This window comes from Micromonospora sp. NPDC002296, from assembly GCF_040296145.1.
Lineage (GTDB): Bacteria > Actinomycetota > Actinomycetes > Mycobacteriales > Micromonosporaceae > Micromonospora.
In genome coordinates this window covers 47,044-67,109 of sequence record NZ_JBEOWQ010000016.1, presented here as the reverse complement: position 1 = coordinate 67,109, position 20,066 = coordinate 47,044, and the positions used below count along the sequence as shown (strand labels likewise).

15 protein-coding genes are annotated in these 20,066 nt (G+C 73.1%); 7 read left to right on the top strand and 8 right to left on the bottom strand.

Features of this window, described 5'->3' with window-relative positions:
* Positions 1–39 precede the first annotated feature (39 nt).
* Complete coding sequence (locus ABT023_RS15230; protein ID WP_350885694.1) at positions 40–2,970, bottom strand: glycoside hydrolase family 9 protein; 2,931 nt, start codon at positions 2,968–2,970, stop codon at positions 40–42.
* A gap of 219 nt (positions 2,971–3,189) precedes the next feature.
* Between ABT023_RS15230 and ABT023_RS15225 the strand changes: the two genes are divergently transcribed.
* The 3 genes from ABT023_RS15225 (at position 3,190) to ABT023_RS15215 (ending at position 5,929) form a co-directional block, all read left to right on the top strand.
* Positions 3,190–3,714: an isochorismatase family protein gene (locus ABT023_RS15225; protein WP_350885692.1), complete on the top strand. Its 525-nt coding sequence runs from the start codon at positions 3,190–3,192 to the stop codon at positions 3,712–3,714.
* A 182-nt stretch (positions 3,715–3,896) separates the two neighbouring features.
* Positions 3,897–5,462, top strand: coding sequence for an aldehyde dehydrogenase family protein (locus tag ABT023_RS15220; protein ID WP_350885690.1), 1,566 nt, complete (start codon positions 3,897–3,899; stop codon positions 5,460–5,462).
* A 74-nt stretch (positions 5,463–5,536) separates the two neighbouring features.
* A complete protein-coding gene (locus ABT023_RS15215) occupies positions 5,537–5,929 on the top strand; it encodes a VOC family protein (RefSeq protein ID WP_350885689.1) in 393 nt (130 codons plus the stop codon).
* A 39-nt stretch (positions 5,930–5,968) separates the two neighbouring features.
* Here the strand turns inward: ABT023_RS15215 and ABT023_RS15210 are convergent, their stop codons facing one another.
* Positions 5,969–7,030 carry a GNAT family N-acetyltransferase gene (locus tag ABT023_RS15210; RefSeq protein ID WP_350885687.1) on the bottom strand — a complete coding sequence of 354 codons (1,062 nt, stop codon included), beginning with the start codon at positions 7,028–7,030 and terminating at the stop codon, positions 5,969–5,971.
* A gap of 247 nt (positions 7,031–7,277) precedes the next feature.
* On the bottom strand, positions 7,278–7,985 hold the full coding sequence (locus ABT023_RS15205; protein WP_350885685.1) for an ACT domain-containing protein: 708 nt from the start codon (positions 7,983–7,985) through the stop codon (positions 7,278–7,280).
* Between the two features lie 149 nt (positions 7,986–8,134).
* Between ABT023_RS15205 and ABT023_RS15200 the strand changes: the two genes are divergently transcribed.
* Together ABT023_RS15200 and ABT023_RS15195 are read left to right on the top strand one after the other, a co-directional pair.
* Complete coding sequence (locus tag ABT023_RS15200; protein ID WP_350885683.1) at positions 8,135–9,301, top strand: phosphotransferase family protein; 1,167 nt, start codon at positions 8,135–8,137, stop codon at positions 9,299–9,301.
* The gene (locus tag ABT023_RS15195) at positions 9,301–10,512 is read left to right on the top strand and encodes an acyl-CoA dehydrogenase family protein (RefSeq protein WP_350885681.1); all 1,212 of its coding nucleotides are present in this window, start codon (positions 9,301–9,303) and stop codon (positions 10,510–10,512) included. Before ABT023_RS15200 ends, ABT023_RS15195 begins: the two co-directional genes overlap by 1 nt.
* A 38-nt stretch (positions 10,513–10,550) precedes the next feature.
* Here the strand turns inward: ABT023_RS15195 and ABT023_RS15190 are convergent, their stop codons facing one another.
* The 5 genes from ABT023_RS15190 to ABT023_RS15170 form a co-directional block, all read right to left on the bottom strand.
* Positions 10,551–11,597, bottom strand: a complete 1,047-nt coding sequence (locus tag ABT023_RS15190) for a LacI family DNA-binding transcriptional regulator (protein WP_350885679.1) — start codon at positions 11,595–11,597, stop codon at positions 10,551–10,553.
* Between the two features lie 82 nt (positions 11,598–11,679).
* A complete protein-coding gene (locus ABT023_RS15185; RefSeq protein ID WP_350885677.1) occupies positions 11,680–13,104 on the bottom strand; it encodes a GH1 family beta-glucosidase in 1,425 nt (474 codons plus the stop codon).
* Entirely contained in the window at positions 13,101–14,000 is a 900-nt protein-coding gene (locus ABT023_RS15180; protein WP_350885675.1) for a carbohydrate ABC transporter permease, read from the bottom strand. Before ABT023_RS15180 ends, ABT023_RS15185 begins: the two co-directional genes overlap by 4 nt.
* 12 nt (positions 14,001–14,012) lie before the next feature.
* On the bottom strand, positions 14,013–14,999 hold the full coding sequence (locus ABT023_RS15175) for a carbohydrate ABC transporter permease (protein ID WP_350885673.1): 987 nt from the start codon (positions 14,997–14,999) through the stop codon (positions 14,013–14,015).
* Positions 15,000–15,151: 152 nt separating this feature from the next.
* The gene (locus tag ABT023_RS15170; RefSeq protein WP_350885671.1) at positions 15,152–16,465 is read right to left on the bottom strand and encodes an ABC transporter substrate-binding protein; all 1,314 of its coding nucleotides are present in this window, start codon (positions 16,463–16,465) and stop codon (positions 15,152–15,154) included.
* A gap of 412 nt (positions 16,466–16,877) precedes the next feature.
* Between ABT023_RS15170 and ABT023_RS15165 the strand changes: the two genes are divergently transcribed.
* Together ABT023_RS15165 and ABT023_RS15160 are read left to right on the top strand one after the other, a co-directional pair.
* Complete coding sequence (locus tag ABT023_RS15165; RefSeq protein WP_350885669.1) at positions 16,878–17,645, top strand: pyrimidine reductase family protein; 768 nt, start codon at positions 16,878–16,880, stop codon at positions 17,643–17,645.
* 655 nt (positions 17,646–18,300) lie between these two features.
* Entirely contained in the window at positions 18,301–20,055 is a 1,755-nt protein-coding gene (locus tag ABT023_RS15160; protein WP_350885667.1) for an ATP-binding protein, read from the top strand.
* Positions 20,056–20,066 lie beyond the last annotated feature (11 nt).

Genomic DNA, 20,066 nt, shown 5'->3' with positions numbered 1-20,066 from the left:
ACGGCAACCGTCCAAGGTCTCACCAGGGCGGAAGTGGCGTCAGGCGATCGTGCAGGGGGAGCCGTTCAGGGTGAACGCGGTGGGCCTCGGGTTGGTGCCGGGGTGGGTGCCGTTGAAGCCGAAGCTCGTGGAAGCCCCCGGCGCGAGCGCCCCGTTGTAGGAAAGGTTCGATGCGGTCACGGCGGTGCCGGTCTGGGTGACGTTCGCCGACCACGCCTGGCCCGCCTGCTGCCCGGCGTTGGGGAAGGCGAACGCCAGGCTCCAGCCGGTGAGCGCCGTCGTGCCGGTGTTGGTGATCGTGATGTTGGCGGTGAACCCGGTGCTCCAGTCGCTGGTCGCGTACCCGACCCGGCAGGAACCGGTCGGGGTCGGCGTGGGGGTGGGCGTCCCGGTGGTGGTCACCGTGACGGTGGGCGACGGGATCGACGGGTTGCCGGCGGCGTCCAGCGCGACGACGTAGAACGCGTACGCGGTGGCGGGGGTCAGCCCGGTGACCGGGTGGCTGGTGCCGGTGACCGTGGCGATCGCGGTGTCCACCGGCCACGTCTTGCGGTAGACCCGGTAGCCGGTGACGCCGACGTCGTCGGTGGACGGCCCCCAGCCGAGGGTGAGCCCGGTAGGGCCGACGGCCGACGCGGTCGGGGTGCCGGGCGCGGTCGGCGGGGTGGTGTCGGGGCCACCCCCGGCGGGGGTGACCACCGCGACCGTCGGCGAGGTCGTCGAGCGGTTGCCGGCGCCGTCGCGGGCGTTCACCCAGAACCGGTAGTTGCGGGCCGGGGCGAGCGACGAGACGGTCAGGCTGTTGGTGGTGCTGCGGTGCAGCACCAGCGCGTCGCTGCCGACGGTCTCCTGGGTGATGTCGTAGCCGGCCAGGCCGCTGCCCCCGGTGTCGGTGGACGCGGGCCAGGTCAGCGTGACCGAGGTGGGGGTGAGCGCGGACGCGACCGGGGTGCCGGGGGCGGTGGGCGGGGTGGTGTCCGTGGGCGTGGAGGTCGGCTCCTCGCCCCAGACCCGGGCGGTCCCGGCGTACAGCGGCACCTTGCGGTTCGGCCCGGCGGTGACCTGGTACGACGGGTCGTTGGTCGGGTCCCAGGTGCCACCCTCCGGCACGCCGACCTTGAACTGGACCTCCATCCGGTGCTGCGACTGGCCGGCCGGGGCGATGGTGTGCCCGGTGCAGTCCACCTCGACGTACCAGATGTCGCCGCTGTGCTGCTTGGCCGTGGCCGGCGACGGGCAGCCCTGGGTGTAGCCGGGGGTGACCTGCACCGGGCCGGTGCCGTCGGGGCGGAAGTAGTAGCGGAACTTGCCGTTGGTCAGCGCCCGCGCCGGGAACGCCGACTTGTTGTAGATGATCGCCTTCAGCCCGGTGGCGCGGGGCTCGGCCTGCATCACCGTGGTCTCCACGGTCAGTTCGTCGAGGTCGGGCGTCTCGGTGCCGGGGAAGCCGGCGAGCGGGCTGCCGCCGTACTCGGAGGAGAGCCGGGCGAGCGCGGAGGTGAAGCCGGCGTTGTAGTCGGTGGCGACCTCGTTCATCACGTAGTCGGACCGGCTGTCGGTGTACGCGTCGTTGGCCGCCGAAGGGCCGCCGACCAGCGCGCCGTAGAGCACGTGCCGGGTCTCGGTCGGCACGGTCTGGCTGTCCCACCAGGAGCCGTGGGCGGTGCGGTGGTGCGGGTTCTTCGGCGAGTTCGCCCCGAACCCGATCAGGTAGCTGGAGCTGCGCGGGTTGTCGCCGAGGGCGTAGTTGACCTGCCGCACGGCGAAGTCGTGGTAGCGGGCCTTGCGGGTCGCGTCGGTGGTCTTGTCGCTGTAGACCAGCGCGGCGAAGGCGGTGTTGGCCGCGTACCGCAGCGCGCCCCAGGAGTCGAGCACGGCCATCCCGCCGGGCGAGTACGGCACCTTCTGGCCGTTGACCCCGACGGTCCAGTAGTCCAGCCAGCGGTTGGCGTCGTCGACGTACTTCTGCTTGCCGGTCAGGTTGGCCAGCAGCACGTACGCCCCGAACTGCTTGTTGTCCCAGGCGATGGTCCACTTGTAGGACCGGGTGGTGGTCTGGTTCTCGGTGCCGAGCTTGTCGTACTCGCTCTCGGCCTTGGCCAGGTAGCCGGCCTCACCGGTGGCCCGGTGCAGCCAGATCGCGCCCCAGACCAACTCGTCCTGGTACCCGCTCCACGAGCGGTAGAAGCTGGTCGCGTCGGTGATGCACTCGTGGTAGTTCTTGCGCACCGTGTCGGCGAACGTGTAGAGCTGCCGCGCGTGCCCGAGCAGCTTGTCTGCGTAGGCGGCGTCGGTGGGCCGGAACACCATCGACGACGCGGCCATCGCTGCCGCCGTCTCCCCCGCCAGGTCCGCGCCGCCGCAGCTGGCGTCGATCTTGTACGCGGGCCGCGCCATCGGCATGACCTCGGCCGGTCCCCACCACTTGTGGTCGTCGTCGCCCTTGCCGACCTGTCCGTACAGGACGTTCGGTGCCGGATGCGCCTTGACGAAGTAGTCGTTGACGAAGCGCAGGTTGTTGAGCAGCTGGGTGAGCTGCCCGGACGCGGTGTACCCGGCGCGGTACTCCACCGCGCCCCAGGCCAGCATCGTCGCGCTGAACGCCATCGGGAAGCCGAACTTCACGTGGTCGCCGGCGTCGTACCAGCCGCCGGTGAGGTCCACGCCGACGTCGGAGCCGTCGGTGAGGGCGGAGTCGCCGCGCCAGGAGACCCGGTTCCAGGCCGGTTTCCTCCCGGACTGCTGGGCCTCGTAGAAGAACAGCGACTTCTGCAACGCCTCGGCGTAGTTGAAGGCGGGCGCGGCGGCGACGGGGGCGGCCTGCGGCGCGGCGACGCCCACGGCGAGGCCGCCGGCCAGGGCGACACCGGCGGCGAGCAGGCGCCGCAGCCAGGGTCGGCTGCGGCGGGCGGGCCGCGGTGGGCCCCCGGCGGGCGACGGCGGCCGGGAGGGCCGGATCGGGTGACGCATGTGCGGGCTCCTGACGGACGGCGCCCCGGCGGCGCCGACCGGACGCGGGACGGGCGTCGGGCTCGGGTCGGCGCCGCCACCGGCGGCGGGTGTGGTGGGGGCCAAGGAGGCGCGGGAGCGCTCCCATGGATATCCGACAATGTATCGAGCGGATCGCGCCGTTGGGAAGACCCGCCGGCGGGGACAACCGGTCGACGGGGACGCTGATACGGTCCGCGCGTGGAAGCCCTGGACCCGATCCGCACCGCCGTCGTGATGATCGATCTCCAGCGACGCCTCGTCGACCTGCCCACCGCCCCGCACGCGGGGGCCGAGGTGGTCGCCCGGTGCGCCGCCCTCGCCGACGCCGCCCGCGCGGCCGGCGCCCTGGTGGTCGCGGTCCGGGTCGAGCGCCCCGGGGCCGACCCGCAGCCGGCGGGGAGCGAACTGGTGCCGGAGGCGGCCCCGCGCGACGGGGACCTGGAGATCGTCAAGCACACCTGGGGCGCGTTCCACGGCACCGGCCTGGCCGCCGCGCTGCGTGAGCGGGGCGTCGACACGCTGGTCGTCGCCGGCATCGCGACCAACTTCGGGGTCGAGCAGACCGCCCGGATCGCCGACGAGCTCGGCTACCGCGTCGTGCTCCCGCAGGACGCGATGAGCGGCCTGCACGCGCACGCCCACGAGTTCGCCGTGGACTACGTGTTCCCCCGCATCGGCACCGTCTGCTCGACCGCCGAGGCGATCACCGCCCTCGGTCGTTGACCCGCGCCCACCGACAGGGGTCGACCGATCCGGCTCGGAGGGCGAGAAGCGGGCGAACGCGCAGGCGACTCGCGTCCTGAGATACGAACGTACTGTTGCCGGCCGCGTATCGACACGGGACAGTACGGCCACCAGCGGTGCCATCGACGCCGCCGCTCCCCGGTTCACCCTGAGGAGACCCGATGGCTCTACGACTCGCCGACGGCACCGCCTGGGCCGAGACCCTCGCCCGCGCGGTGGCCGCCACGCCCGAGGCCTTCGGGCCCGAGGCGGCCGGCGTGACCACTTTGCGCAACCTCGTCGAGGGCGACTGGCGGGCCGGCGGGGTGCCGCACCCCGTTCGCACCCCGGTCGACAACACGGTCCTGGTCAACCTGCCCCGGCTCGATGCCGACGCCGCCCACGCCGCGGTCGTCTTCGCCGCCGGCGCGCACCGCGACTGGGCGCGGACCCCGCTCGCCGAACGGAAGGCCCGGGTCACCGACGCCCTGGACGCCCTCACCGCCCACCGCGACCTGCTCGCCCTGCTGCTGGTCTGGGAGATCGGCAAGCCGTGGCGGCTGGCCTGCGCCGACGTGGACCGGGCCCTCGACGGCGTCCGCTGGTACGTCGGCGAGATCGACCGGATGCTGGCCGACGGCCGGGAGCCGCTGCCCGGCCCGGTCAGCAACATCGCGAGCTGGAACTACCCGATGAGCGTGCTCGTGCACGCCGAACTGGTGCAGCTGCTCGCCGGGAACGCGGTGATCGCGAAGACCCCGTCCCAGGGCGGTGCCGTCTGCCTCACCGTCGCGCACGCGCTGATGCGCCGCGCCGGGCTCCCCGCAACCCTGCTCTCCGGCGGCGGCGAGGAGCTGTCCGAGGTGCTGGTGCGCGCCCCGGAGATCGGTGCGGTGGCGTTCGTCGGCGGGCGGTCCAACGGCGGGAAGGTCGCCGCCGCGCTGCTCGACTCCGACAAGCGGCACTTCATCGAACAGGAAGGCCTCAACGCCTGGGGCATCTGGGACTTCTCCCGGTGGGACCTGCTCGCCGGGCACCTGCGCAAGGGCTTCGAGTACGGCAAGCAGCGGTGCACCGCGTACCCCCGGTTCGTGGTGCAGCGCGACCTGGTCGACGAGTTCCTCGACATGTACCTGCCGGTGGTCCGCTCGATCCGGTTCGGCCATCCACTCGCGGTGGACGAGGACTGGCGGGCCGGCGACCCGCTGCCCGAGCTGGACTTCGGCCCGCTGATCAGCGGGGCCAAGGCCGACGAGCTGCGCCGCAAGGTCGACGAGGCGGTCCGCGGCGGCGCGGTCCCGCTGCACCGGGGCAAGCTGGCCGGGGCGCCGTTCCTCGACGGCCAGGACACCTCGGCGTACGTGGCCCCGTCGGTGCTGCTCGCCCCGCCCGGCCGGTCCCGGCTGATGCACGCCGAGCCGTTCGGGCCGGTCGACACGATCGTGGTGGTGGACACCACCGACGAGCTGCTGGCCGCGATGAACGCCTCCAACGGCGCGCTGGTCGCCAGCCTCGCCTGCGACGACGAGGAGCTGGCCGGCAAGCTCGCGGTCGACCTCCAGGCGTTCAAGGTCGGCATCAACAAGCCACGCTCGCGCGGCGACCGGGACGAGCCGTTCGGCGGTCGGGGCGCCTCCTGGAAGGGCGCCTTCGTCGGCGGCGACCTGTTGGTGCAGGCCGTCACGGTCGGCGGCGAGGACCGCCTCTACGGCAACTTCCCCGACTACAGCAGCTACCCGGCCACCTGACAGGCGGGGCGCGCAGGGGCCCGCCGCCCGTCGGCGGGCCCCTGCCGCCGCCGCGTCGGCGATACCATCGCCCGATGGCGATGATCTCGCAGGTCTCGGTGGGAGTGTCCGACTGCGAGCGGGCGGCCCGGTTCTGGGCCGCCGCCCTGGGCTACGCGCGGCGACCGCCGCGCTATCCGGGCGACGAGTGGATCGTGCTCGCGCCGCCGCCCGGCGTTCCCGGCCCGGCGCTCGCGATGGACCTCAGCGAGAGCCGGGCCGACGAGTTCCCGCGCGTCCACCTGGACCTGACCGCCGGCGGCCGGGATCTCGACGGCGAGGTGGAACGCCTCGTCGGGCTCGGCGCCCGGCGGGTCGACTGGCCGCACTACCCGGCGCAGCTCGAACCGGGAGCCTCGCCGTACGTCGTGCTCGCCGACACCGAGGGCAACCGCTTCTGCGTCTCGGGCCGGCCCCGCTCGGCGTAGCCGGACGGCCGGCCGCCGGCGGCGCAACGGGCGCCCCGCCTACCGGCCCTGGGCCGGCACCGCCCCGGGCACCCTGGCGGAGACGAGCGGCACCGTGACGGTGACCAGCGCGCCGTCGCGCTCCGTGGCCGTCGGCCTGGCGAGCCGGCCCAGGGTACGCAGCATCGGCGCGTTCTCCGCCTGCACGTGCAACAGCAGGGCCGCGAGACCGGCCCGCTCGGCGTGGCCCACCAGCCGGCGCAGCAGGGCCGTGCCGAGCCCACGCCGCTGCCAGTCGTCGCGCACCAGCAGCGCCACCTCGGCCTCGTCGCCCTCGGCGAGCAGGTTCGCCATCGCGACGACCGGCTCCGCCGCCCCGCCGGAACCGGTCGTGGTCGCGACGAGGGTCAGGCCCCGGGTCGGCTCCAGCAGCCGGCGCAGCCGGGCCGGCGCGGGAAGAGCCGCCCCGCAGAGATACCGGCGCTGCCGGGTCCGCGCCGAGCACCGCCGGTGCAGCTCCAGCGCGCCGGCCAGGTCGTCGGCGCCGGCCGGACGGACGACCAGCTCGGCCCCGTCGGGCAGGACCAGGGTGACCTGGTCGGCGGCCCGGCGGGCCGCGGTCGCCGCGAGTTCGACGAGCGCCTGGGCGCGGGCGTACTCGGCCGGGGTGAAGGTCGGCGCGCCCCGGCTCAGCTCGTACGACCCACCGGTCGGGTCGGGCAGCGCCATCGTGGTGCCGGTGATGCCGCCGCCTACGGGGGCGGATCGCCAGGTGACCTCGTCGGCACCCAGCAGCGTGCGGAGCACCTCCCCCGTCGCCTCCGGCTCCCGGACCAGCCGGGTGGCCAGCCCGAGCACCCGGGTCGGCTGGTCGGCCAGGCCGCGCGCCTCGCTGCGCGCCACCCAGCAGTCCCGCCCCCGGCCCCGTTCCACGGCGGCGACCAGCTCCGCCTCGTCGAGCGAGTCGGGCGCGTCGACGAGGAAGTCGTCGACCACGCCCACCTCGGTGGTGTGCACCTGCACGGTGAGGATGTTGACCCCGCGCAACGCGAGGCTCGCCGTGAGGACCGACAGGTAGCCCGGCCGGTCGTCCACGGTGGCTCGGATCCGCCACAGCGCCATGATTGTCTCCCTTCCCCGTCCACGACGATGCCGGGCCGCTGTTGCCGGGCCGTTGCCCGGCGGTGACGACCCGGGAACCGCCGCATGACCCCCACCACAGGCCGGGACACCGCCGAGGGCGCGCGCGGTCGCCGGCCCCGACGCGGTGCGGACCCGGCCGCATCGGCCGGGTCCGCACCGTTTCCGTCGGCCGGGTCCCGCATCGGGATCCAACCGACCGACGGGCCCCGCACCGGGGCCCGGTCGCTCAACCGCCGGCCACCACCGGGGGTGTCCCCACCAGGTCCAGCCGGTCGCCGAGGATCACCGCGCTGGCCCGGACCAGTTGGGTGAGGCGGTCCACCTCGGTGCAGTGGAACGCGGCGGGGGTCAGCATCCCGGTCTGGTCCCGGGCCACCACGAGCACCAGGCCGGCCCGGCCGAACGGGGCGATCGCGTAGTGGGTGCCGTCGGTGCTGGTCAACGCGCGGGCCCGCAGCGGGGTCACCTCGGGCAGCGCGGGCGGGACGGGCGCCCGCCAACTCGCGTGCGCCACGGTGGCGTCGCCGCCGGCCGCGCCCGTGCGCGACGCCCAGTCCAGCGGGACCACCGCCGCCACCGCCCAGTCCGCGGCGAGCAGCCCGGGCACGGCGTCGACCAGGGTGGCCAGCCCGTCGGCCGGGTTGCCGGCGACCTGGGCCAGCAGCTCGGCGTCCTGCCCGGTGGTGGTCGGCGCTCCGATAGCCCGCCAGACGCCGTCGACCCGGACCCCGGGGATGGCGGCCAGGCCGGCCAGCAGCCGCTCCACCCGGGCCGCCCCCGGCCAGACCACGGTGAAGTCGTCGACCGCCCGCCCGCCGAGCCGTTCCAGGACGACGACCTGGACGATGTCGGCACCGGAGACCCCGAGTGTGCGGGCCACCTGGCCGAGGGTGCCGGGACGGTCCGGCAGGGTCACCCGAACTCTCAGCAACATGGTCGTCCCTCCGCTGGGCGGGCCGGCACGTGACGGCCGGCAGGCTGGGCACCAGCCTGCCGGTTGACCATTTCGCCCCTGTTGCCGCAGCGTGTCCCCGGGGAAAAACCCGCCTTGACAGGACGGCTGAGGTGCCATCAACTATTCGGATGACTGATCCGGCCGTCGCCGACGTGGGCAGCGGCGCCGGCGCGGGTGCTCCGAGAGGGCTGGACCTCGACCGGCTCGCCGCGTACCTGGGCGCGCGTCGCCCCGAGCTGGCCGCCGCGCCGCTGCGGGCCCGGCTGATCGCCGGTGGCAAGTCCAACCTGACCTACCTGCTCCGCTCCGACGGGCACGAGGTGGTGCTGCGCCGGCCCCCGCTCGGGCACGTGCTGGCCACCGCGCACGACATGGCCCGGGAACACCGGATCATCTCCGCGCTCGCCCCGACCGCCGTGCCGGTCCCCGAGGCCCTGCTGTTCTGCCCCGACACCGACGTGATCGGCGCGCCCTTCTACCTGATGGAGAAGGTCGACGGGGAGGTGTTCCGCAGCCGGTCGCAGACCGACCCGCTGACCGACGGGCAGCGGCGCGACCTGGCCACGGCGATGATGGACACCCTGGCCGCCCTGCACGCGGTCGAGCCCGCCGCGGTCGGGCTGGCCGACTTCGGCCGCCCCGAGGGCTTCCTGGGCCGGCAGGTCCGGCGCTGGGCCGGCCAGCTCGACCAGTCCCGCAGCCGCCCGCTGCCGGGCGTCGACGAGCTGCGCGACGCGCTCGCCGGCTCCGTCCCCGAGGGCACGAACGCGGGCCGGATCGTGCACGGCGACTACCGGCTGGACAACCTCCTCGCCACCGTCGGCACCGGCGCGAGCGCACCCGACCCGGCCGCCGCCGGGGAGGTGCACGGCGCCCTCGGGGCCGGAGCGCCGGCGGGCCCGCACCCCGGCCCGGTGTCGGTGCGGGCCGTGCTGGACTGGGAGATGGCCACCCTCGGCGACCCGCTGGCCGACCTCGGGCTCCTGCTGACGTACTGGACCGTGCTCGGCGACAGCGACGCGGTCGTCGACAACCCGGTCGCCGACGGGCTCGGCCCCCGCGCCGGCTTCCCCTCGGGGGCCGAGCTGATCGACCGGTACGCCGGCCGCAGCGACGTCGACGTCGGCCCGCTGCACTGGCACGTGGCCCTGGGCTGCTTCAAGCTCGCGGTGATCTGCGAGGGTATCCACTACCGGCATACCCTCGGGCAGACGCTCGGCGGGGGCTTCGACCGGATCGGCGAGCTGGTGGCGCCGCTGGTCGAGCACGGGCTGCGCGCAGTCAGGGAGAAGTGATGGACTTCCGGTTCGACGCCCGCACCGAGGAGCTGCGCGCGCGGCTGACCGCGTTCCTCGACGAGTGCGTGTACCCGGCCGAGGCGGTGCACGCCGAGCAGGTCGCGGCGGCCGGCGACCCGTGGTCGCGGTCGCCCGTGCTGGCGGAGCTGAAGGCCGAGGCGCGCCGGCGCGACCTGTGGAACCTCTTCCTCCCCGACCCGCGCTACGGCGCCGGGCTCACGAACCTCCAGTACGCGCCGCTGGCGGAGCTGACCGGGCGCAGCCCGCACCTGGCCCCGGAGGCGGTCAACTGCGCCGCCCCGGACACCGGCAACATGGAGCTGCTGTCGGAGTTCGGCTCCGAGGCGCAGCGGGAGCGCTGGCTGAAGCCGTTGCTCGCCGGCGAGATCCGCTCGGCGTTCTGCATGACCGAGCCGGAGGTGGCCTCCTCCGACGCCACCAACATCGCCACCCGGATCACCCGCGACGGCGAGGAGTACGTGGTCGACGGCCGCAAGTGGTGGTCGTCCGGGGCGATGGACCCGCGCTGCGAGATCTTCGTCGTGATGGGCAAGACCGACCCCGACGCCGACCGGCACCGCCAGCAGAGCATGATCCTGGTGCCCCGGGACACCCCGGGGGTGACCGTGCGGCGCGGGATGACGGTGTTCGGCTACAGCGACGCCTCGCACGGCGGGCACGCGGAGATCGACTTCACGGGCGTCCGGGTGCCGGCGGAGAACCTGGTCGGGGCCGAGGGCGCCGGCTTCGCCATCGCCCAGGCCCGGCTCGGCCCGGGCCGCATCCACCACTGCATGCGGCTGATCGGCATGGCCGAGCGGGCCCTGGAGCTGCTGTGCCGCCGGGCCAACCAGCGGATCGCGTTCGGCCGGCCGCTGGCCGAGCAGGGCGTGGTCCGGGAGTGGATCGCCGAGTCCCGGGTCCGCATCGAGCAGGCCCGGCTGCTGGTGCTCAAGACCGCCTGGCTGATGGACACCGTCGGCAACAAGGGCGCGCACACCGAGATCCAGGCCATCAAGATCGCCACCCCGGCGACGGCGGAGTGGGTGATCGACAAGGCCATCCAGGGGTACGGCGGCGCGGGCGTCAGCCAGGACACCCCGCTCGCCGCCCTCTGGGCCCAGGCCCGCACCCTGCGCCTGGCCGACGGCCCCGACGAGGTCCACCGCTCGTCCCTGGCCAAACGCGAACTGCGCCGCTGGCTCTGAACCCCGTCGCCCGGGGACGACGGGCGGCGGGCGCGGGGTCAGGCCGATGCGCGGCGGACCATGTGGGTGTCGAGGAGGATGTGGTTGGCCGGCAGATCGTCGCCGCGGATGCGGGCCACCAGCAGGCGGGCCATCTGCCGGCCCATCTCCTCGACCGGCTGGAAGACCGTGGTCAGCGGCGGGTCGGCCTGCCGCGCCACCGGAGCATCGTCGAAGCCGATCACCGCCACATCCTCCGGCACCCGCCGGCCGGCCTCGCGCAGCGTCCGCAGCGCGCCGAAGGCCATCAGGTCGGAGGCGACGAAGACCGCGTCGAGGTCGGGGCAGACCTCCAGCAGCCGGCGCATGCAGGCCGCCCCGCTGCCCTCGCTGAAGTCGCCGTACGCGATCAGGTCGGGGTTGAGCCCGGCCCCGGTGGCCTGGACCGCCTCCCGGTAACCGGTCAGGCGGGCCACGCCGGCGCCCATGTCCTGGGTGCCGGCGATGGTGGCGATCCGCCGCCGCCCACGGGCGAAGAGGTACTCCACCGCGTGCCGGGCGCCGCCGACGTTGTCAACGTCGACGTAGTACGCCGGCTGCGCGCCCGGTTGCAGCATCCGGGCCGGCCGACCGCCGAGCACGGTCGGCAGGTCGCGCTCCTCCAGCAGGGTGGGCAGCGGGTCGGCGTCGTGCAGGGAGAGCAGCAGCACGCCGTCGACGTGCTGGTTGGTCAGGTGGTGCTCGACCCGCTCCCGCTCGATCGGGGACTGCACCATGGCCAGCCAGAGCTGCAGGGGCGTCTCCAGCAGGCCGGAGCTGACCCCCCGGACGATTCCGGCGAAGAAGGGCTCGGTGAAGACCCGGTCACCGGACTCGGAGACGACCAGCGCCACCGAGTCGGTCCGCTGGGTGACCAGTGCCCGGGCCGCCCGGTTGGGCACGTACCCCAGTTCCGCGATGGCCTGCTGCACCGCGGCCCGGGCCTCGGGGCTCACCTGGGGCGAGCCGTTCACCACCCGGGAGACCGTGCCGCGCCCGACGCCGGCGCGGGCGGCGACCGCGTCCAGGGTCGGACGCCCGAGCGACCGCGTGCGCTGCGTTGTCATGTCTGCTCCTCCGACATCGGACGGCCCGGCGCGCCCCGCCGTCGGGGGTGCGCCGGGTCCGCCCGTCACTGGCTGGCCCCGCCTATTGTGCGGCCAGACCGTTTCGTCGGATCACCTCGGCGTACCACCTGGCGCTGGACTTGGGGATGCGGGTCTGGCTGTCGTAGTCCACGTACACCATGCCGAAGCGCTTGGTGTACCCCCAGGCCCACTCGAAATTATCCAACAGCGACCAGGCGAAGTAGCCCCGTAGGGGCACCCCGGAGTCGATCGCGGCGTGTGCCGCCCGCAGGTGGGAGTCGAAGTAGGCCAACCGGTCGACGTCGTCCACCTGACCGTCGACCACCGCGTCGACGAACGCCGACCCGTTCTCGGTCACGTAGAGCGGCAGGTCGGTGTACTCGCGGTGCACCCGCTTGAGGGTCTCCGTCAGCCCGGGGGCGTCGATCTCCCAGTCCATGTCGGTCACCGGGACCCCCCGGGTGACGAACCGGACGTCCTCGCTGCCCGGCCAGCAGCTCGGCGCCCGCGAGTCCCGCTCCCCCTCGACCGGGGCGGCCACCACGTGGCGGCTGTAGTAGTTGATCCCGACCATGTCGAGCGGGGTCGAGACGGTCTCCAGGTCGCCGTCGCGCACGTGCCCGAAGTCGGTGACCGCCGCGAGGTCCGCCCGGAGGTCTTCGGGGTACGCGCCGCGCAGCACCGGGTCGAGGAAGAACCGGTTGGCCAGCCCGTCGATCCGCCGGGCCGCGTCCACGTCGGCGGGCGCGGCGCTGGCGGGGTCGACCGGGTAGAGGTTCACCGTGATGCCGAGCTGGGCGTCCGGGCGGGCCGCCCGCAACGCCTGGACGGCCAGGCCGTGCCCGAGCATCAGGTGGTGCCCGGACCGGACCGCGTCCGCCCCGTCGGTGCGCCCGGGCGCGTGCACGCCGGAGCCGTACCCGAGGAACGCCGAGCACCACGGCTCGTTGAGCGTGGTCCAGTAGCGCACCCGGTCGCCGAGCGCGTCCGCGACGAGCCGCGCGTAGTCGGCGAACCGGGCCGCGGTGTCCCGGGCCGGCCAGCCGCCGGCGTCCTCCAGAGGCTGGGGCAGGTCCCAGTGGTAGAGGGTCAGCCAGGGCTCGATGCCGTGGCCCAGCAGCTCGTCGACCAGCCGCCGGTAGAAGTCCAGCCCCTCGGGGTTGGCCGCCCCCGAGCCGCCGGGCTGCACCCGGGGCCAGGACACCGAGAACCGGTACGACTTCAGGCCGAGGTCGGCCATCAGGCGCACGTCGTCGGGCATCCGGTGGTAGTGGTCGCAGGCGACGTCGCCGGTGTGCCCGGAGACGGTCCGCCCCTGCGTGTGGCTGAAGGTGTCCCAGATCGACGGGGCGCGTCCGCCCTCGGTGGCCGCGCCCTCGATCTGGTACGCGGCGGTCGCCGCCCCCCACAGGAAGCCGGGCGGGAAGGTCGGTGCCGGGCCGTGGTCGAGGACGCCGACGGCGGGCGGGCGGGTCGAATCGCTCACGACTTGACGGCACCTTCCATGATCCCGCCGATGATCTGGCGGCCGAACAGGACGAACACGATGAACAGCGGGAGCGTGGCGATCAACGTGCCCGCGAAGATCTGCGAGTTGTCGGCGAAGTACGCCGTGTTCAGGCTGCGCAGCGAGATCTGCACGGTCGGGTTGGCCGGGTCGGCGAGCACCACGAACGGCCAGAAGAACTGGTTCCACTGCTCCATGAAGGTGAGCAGGCCGAGCACGGCCGCCGCCGGCCGCAGCGCGGGGACGACGATGTGCCAGTAGACCCGCCAGGTGGAGCAGCCGTCCACCCGGGCCGCCTCGATCAGCTCGTTCGGGACGGCCTGCTCGGCGTACTGGCGCATCATGAAGATGCCGAAGCCGCCGATGAGGAACGGCACGGTGACCGACGGCATGGTGTTCAGCCAGTCGAGCTTGGCCATCAGGATGTACAGCGGCAGCACGCCGAGCTGGACCGGCACCATCATCGAGGCGAGGATGACCAGCAGCATCGCGTTCTTGCCGCGGAAGCGCAGCTTGGCGAACGCGAAGCCGGCCAGGGAGCCGAAGAAGACCGTGGCGACGGTGATCGTCCCGGAGACCAGGAACGAGTTCATCAGCCCCTTGACGATGTTGGCGTCACCGTTCTCCAGCACCCGCGCGATGTTCTCGCCGAGCTTGCCGCCGGGCAGGAACGGCGGCGGCCAGGAGTTGGCCGCGTCGTTCGTCCGGGACGCGATGACGATCATCCAGTAGAACGGGAACAGGGAGAGGATCACGCCGAGGACCAGCCCGACCCAGGTCAGCGGGGTGGCCTTCCAGAGCCGGTCGGCCTTGTGGGCGTCGCGCTGCGTCTTCGGGGTCGGGCGTACGGGTGGGCGGAGCGTCGTGGTCGTCATCTGGCGCAACCCTCACTTGTCGGAACTGATGCGACGGGCGAGCAGGTAGTTCACCAGCGACACCAGCGCGATGAGCAGGAACAGCACGAGCGCCACGGCGCCGGCGTACCCCCAGCGGAACCGGGTGTTCATCACGTCGAGCAGGTACATGGTGATGGTCTGGAACTGCCCCTCGGAGCCGCCGGAGATGCCCCCGGAGCCGCTGGTGAACAGCAGCGGCTCGGTGAAGAGCTGCAACCCGCCGATGGTGGAGACGATCAGCGTGAAGATGATCGTCGGGCGGAGCTGCGGGATGGTGATCGACCAGAACTGGCGGCGGCGGGAGGCGCCGTCCAGCGCCGCGGCCTCGTACATGTCCTTGCTGATCGACTGCATGGCGGCCAGGTAGATCAGGGCGTTGTAGCCGACCCAGCGCCAGTCGACCATGGTCGAGATGGCGAACCAGGAGGCGAGGCGGTTCGCCCGCCAGTCGATCGGGCCGAGGCCGACCAGGTCGAGCAGCCAGTTGACCAGGCCGAACTCCTTCGCGTAGAGCATCGAGAAGATCAGCGCGACCACGGCGGTGGAGGTGATGATCGGCATCGCGATGGCCATCCGGAAGAAGGTCTGCGCGCGCAGCTTCCGGTTCAACGCGTTGGCCAGCACCAGTGCCAGCAGCAGCTGCGGCACGGTGGAGAGCGCGAACATGCCGAACGTGTTGACCACCGCGTTCCAGAACTGCGGGTCCTCGGTCAACAGCTCGACGAAGTTGTCCAGGCCGACGAAGCTGATCGTGGCGTTCAGCGGCGACCGGTCGGTGAGCGCGATCCAGACGGTGTAGCCGATCGGATACGCGCTGAAGACGGCGAAGATCGCGAAGAACGGCAGGACGTACAGGTACGGGGAGTACTTCAGGTCCAGCCGGGTGAGGGAGGCCGGGCGACGGTGCGCGGCACGGGCCGGGCGGGCGGGCTCACCGCCCCCGCCGGGGGGCACTGCGGTGTGGAGGTCCAGGCTCATCGACGGTCCTTCTCGTCGGTCGACGCGACCCGCCGCGCGGGCGACGCCGGGGGCTTACCGGCCGGCCGCGCGGGCGGCGCCGGGGCTTGCCGGGCACCGCGGGCGGCGCCGACAGTCACACTGTCGACGCCACCCGCGGTCGGTTCGGCCGGTCACTTACCGGCGGCCGCGCCGTTCTTCAGCGCCGACTGCCACTGCTCGCCGGCGGACTTGCCCTGCTCGACGGCGCGCAGGGTGTTCTCCACGGCCGTGCGGACCGCGTTGTTCTTCGGGCCGAGGTAGACCGGCTTCAGGTCGGTCGCGCCGGCGGCGAAGATCTTGCCGACCGGGGCCTTGCTGAAGTACTCGTTGGTCGAGTCGGCCACGGCCGGGTCGGTCAGGGCCTGCGGCGACGAGGGCAGGTTGCCGACCTTCTTGAACGCCTCGGTCTGGCCCTTGGCGCTGCTCAGGAACTTCGCCAGTTCGGCGGCCTCCTTGGCGTGCTTGCTGGACTTCGGCACGGCCAGGAAGGAGCCGCCCCAGTTGCCGCCGTTGCCCGGGGCCTTGGCGACGTCCCACTTGCCGGCCGCCGCGTCACCGGCCTGGCCCTTGATGACACCGGTCATCCAGGCGGGGCAGGCGATGGTGGCGAACGTGCCGTTCTTGAAGCCGGCGTTCCACTCGTTCGAGAACGACTGGAGGTTGTTCGACAGGCCGGCGGAGATCATCTTGGTGGTCAGGTCGTACGCGGTCCTGACGTCCGCGTTCTCGCCGATGACCAGCTTGTTGCTCTTGTCGTAGTAGGTGTAGCCGGAGCCGGAGCCGGCGATCTGCATCAGCACGACGTTGTAGAAGTTGGTCGCCGAGTCGACGAACTTGTGCTTCTTGTCGGCGCCGGCGAACTTCTGGCCGGTGGCGATGAACTCGTCCCAGGTCGGCCAGAGGGCGGCGACCTGCTCGCGGTCGGTCGGCAGGCCGGCGGCCTTGAACAGGTCACTGCGGTAGCACAGCGCCATCGAGCCGACGTCGGTGCCGAGGCCGAGGACCTTGCCGTCCGGGGTGGTGCCCTGCTCCCACTTCCACGGCAGGAAGTTGCCCTTGAGGTCGTTCGCGCCGTGGTCGGCCAGGTTCACGAACTTGTCGGACTGGGCGTAGAACTGCACGATCGTGCCCTCTTCGAGCGCGACCACGTCGCCGGCGCCGGAGCCCGCGGTGATCTGCTGGGTCAGCCGGGTGTTGTAGTCACCGAGGCCGAGGCCCTTGCCGCGCTCCTGGATCTTGACCTTCGGGTGCTCCGCTTCGTACTGCTTGTAGAGCTCGTCGTAGCCGAAGCCCTGGTCGCCGAAGACGTCGACGACCAGGGTGACCGGGCCGTCGGCGCTGCTCGTTTCCGACGAGTCGTCGCCGCAGGCGGAGGCGGTGGCGATCACCGCGACGGACGCGAGCGCGATGGCCGCGAGCCGCCGACGACGGATTGGGACGCTCATCCGAGACCCCTCTTTCAGTGGTGAGGCTGTGTCGTGTGGTGGGGTGCTGTGCAGTCGCGCGCCGCCGAGGACGGAACCTGCGGAGGACACCCGGCGTGCTCGGGAAAGAGATCCGCGACACACGGCGGGAGCGCTCCCATGAGATTGCCGGCGGGTCCGAGAAGTGTCAATAAGCCTATGGGAGCGTTCCCATATCGTTACCGCCGTGTTTCGCATCCCCCAGCCCGCCGGGCGTCCACCGCCATCAGTCGGGCCCCTTGTGCTGTCCCGCCCCTTCCCCGGCATAGGCTGCCGGCATGATCTGCCGAGCCTGCCGGGAGCAGCGGCACGACGACTGTCCGGGCCGGAAATGGTGCGACTGTCAGCACCGCACCCCCGAGCCCACCCCTCCGGTCACCGGTCCGCCCGGCGAATGAGCGTCGCAAGCCCGATCTCCCGGCTGTGGCCGGACCCGTCGCCCTCACCGCTCGACGACGCGGACCTGACCGCCCTCTACGGCCGGACCGCCGGTCCCCGCCTGCGGGTGAACTTCGTGGCCAGCGTCGACGGCGCGGTCACCGTGGACGGCTACTCCGCCGGGCTCTCCGGCGAGCCGGACAAGCGGGTGTTCGGCCTGCTGCGGATGCTCTGCGACGGCCTGCTGGTGGCCGCCGGCACCCTGCGGCACGAGGGCTACGGCGCGGTACGGCTCAGCGGGCCCCGCCGGGCGTGGCGTCTCACCCAGGGGCTGGCCGAGTACCCGACCCTGGTCGTCGTCTCCGGCTCACTTGACCTGGACCCGGCGCAGGCCGCCTTCGCCGACGCGCCGGTGCGGCCGGTCGTGCTCACCCATGCCGCCGCCGAGGCGCCCCCCGGCCTGGCCGAGGTGGCCGAGCTGGTGCGCTGCGGGACCGACCGGGTGGACCTGGCCGCCGGTCTCGCCGAGCTGCGCCGGCGGGGCCTCGGCCAACTCCTCTGCGAGGGCGGGCCACACCTGTTCGGCGCGCTCACCGCAGCCGACCTGGTCGACGAGGTCTGCCTCACCGTCGCACCGCTGCTCGCCGGGGCGGGTCCGGGTCGGATCACCGCCGGGGACCCCGGCCCGGCCCGGGAGCTGCCGCTACGGCACGTGCTGGCCGCCGCGGACGGCACGCTGCTGCTCCGGTACGCCCGGGACGGCGCACCCGCCCCGGCCGCGTAGCCCGGCGCGTAACCCCGGCGGTGTCCGCGGAACCGGCGGTGTCGGCATGGTGGTGCCTCAGCCCGGGCGCTGATTGACCGTTCGGCGGCCACGCGGGGCGGGAACGCCGACGCTGATGTCGTCGCCGCTCGGCGGGTAACACCGCAGCGCCCCTTTGCTCTGCTGCCCCCTGTGCAACGGCGGCGGTGCTGGTGTTGCGGTGGCGGCAGCAGAGCAAAGGGGGCGAGGTGGCATCACCCGCCTGGCACCCCAGCCGCTTGGACGGCAGGCCCGCTGTCCCGCCTCACACGCCCACCCACATCGGCCAGGGCCTACAACATGGTCAGGGTTTCGCCCCGATCTATCGATCAAGCCGCAACTACCGCACCCACCCCCATGATGGTGGTGTCGCTACGGGGCCCTGGCCCAACTTGCATGCTCCCTACAGTCGCCCCGTGGACGCGTCGACAGCGCAACTGGCAGCGGCAGGTATCGCGGCCAACCTCGGCAGCGGACAGGTCGCTGACCACTGTCCGCGCCTGACCGGACGCGCTGCGCCACGATGTCGGAGGTGATGGGTGGCGTCCGACGCGTCGCGTAGCAACCTGTCGCATCCCTCGGGCAGGATGCACCCCGTGGGCCCTGACCGAGACGACCAGCCGACCGGAGCGCGTGGATGACCGACGACGAGTTCGACGGCCCCGGCGAGGGGGTCGGCCGGGTGCTCGGCACCGCCGACGCCACCCCGCTGACGTTCTGGACGGCCGTGGCCCCCGGCAGCTACCTCCAACTCGACGACGTGGTGGTGACCCGCCGGGAGCTGCCCGACCGGGAGCCGGTGACCATCGCCGGGGTGGTGACCCAGGTGCGGGCCCGGCACGAGGGCGCCCAGTTCGACTCGGACGTCTTCGCCATCGCCGACGGCACCCTGCCGGCGATGGTGCAGGAGGCGGCCGAGATCACCACCACGCGGGTCGACCCGGAGCTCTACGTCCCGCCGACCCCGGGCGCGGTCGTGCACCGGGCCGAGGGCGCGGCCCGGGACCGGGCGCTGCACTTCGACCGGATGGAGCGGCGGATCCCGATGGGGATGGGCCGCGACGGGGTGCCGGTCTATCTCAACGCCGACTTCCTCGACGGCAGCCGGGGCGCGCACGTCTCCATCTCCGGCATCTCCGGGGTGGCCACCAAGACCAGCTTCGCCACCTTCCTGCTCTACTCGGTCTTCCGCTCCGGGGTGCTCGGCGGGGACGCCGTCAACGCCAAGGCGCTGATCTTCAACGTCAAGGGCGAGGACCTGCTGTTCCTCGACCACCCCAACACCCGCCTCGACGACGCCACCCGGGCCGGCTACGCGAAGCTCGGGCTGGACGCCGGTGCCTTCCCCGACGTGCGGGTCTACGCCCCGCCCCGGGCCGGCGACTCCTCCGGCACGCCGGACGTGAGCAGCCGGCTGACCGGGGTGGACAGCTTCTACTGGACGCTGAGCGAGTTCTGCGCCGACCGCCTCCTGCCGTACGTCTTCGCCGACGCCGACGACGAGCGCCAGCAGTACACGATGGTCGTCCACTCGGTCGCCGCCCACCTGGCCCGCTACGCCCAGCCCGCCGACGGCGGGGTGAGCATCGACGGGGTCCGGCTCGGCTCGTACACCGATCTGGTCGACCACATCGTCGAGCAGCTCAACGACGACGAGACCCGGGGCGACTGGGCGGGCAGCGCGGTCGGCCTGGGCACGGTCAACGCCTTCGCCCGGCGGCTGATCGGCAGCAAGAAGGACCTGGGCCGGCTGATCCGGGGTGACCTGGCCACCCGCCGCCCGCACTCGATCAACACCGCCGAGAGCGCCCAGGTCACCGTCGTCGACCTGCACAACCTGCCCGACCGGGCGCAGCGGTTCGTGGTCGGCGTGACGCTCAAGAGCGAGTTCGAGCGCAAGGAGAAGTCCGGCACGGCCAAGCCGCTGCTCTTCGTCGTCCTCGACGAGCTGAACAAGTACGCGCCCCGGGAGGGCTCCTCCCCCATCAAGGAGGTGCTGCTGGACATCGCCGAGCGGGGCCGCTCGCTCGGGGTGATCCTGATCGGGGCGCAGCAGACGGCGAGCGAGGTGGAGCGGCGGATCGTCACCAACTCGGCGATCCGGGTGGTCGGCCGGCTCGACCCGGCCGAGGCGTCCCGCCCGGAGTACGGCTTCCTCCCACCCGCCCAGCGGCAGCGGGCGCTGCTGGCCAAGCCGGGCACGATGTTCGTCAACCAGCCGGACATTCCGGTCCCGCTCTGCCTGGAGTTCCCGTTCCCGGCGTGGGCCACCCGCGTCTCCGAGGCCGGCCGGGCGCCCTCGGAGACGCTACGGTCGATCACCGGGGCGGTCGACCCGTTCGCGGTGGTCGGCTCGGGCGGCGGCACGAGCGACGACGACATCCCGTTCTAGGGGGCTGACCC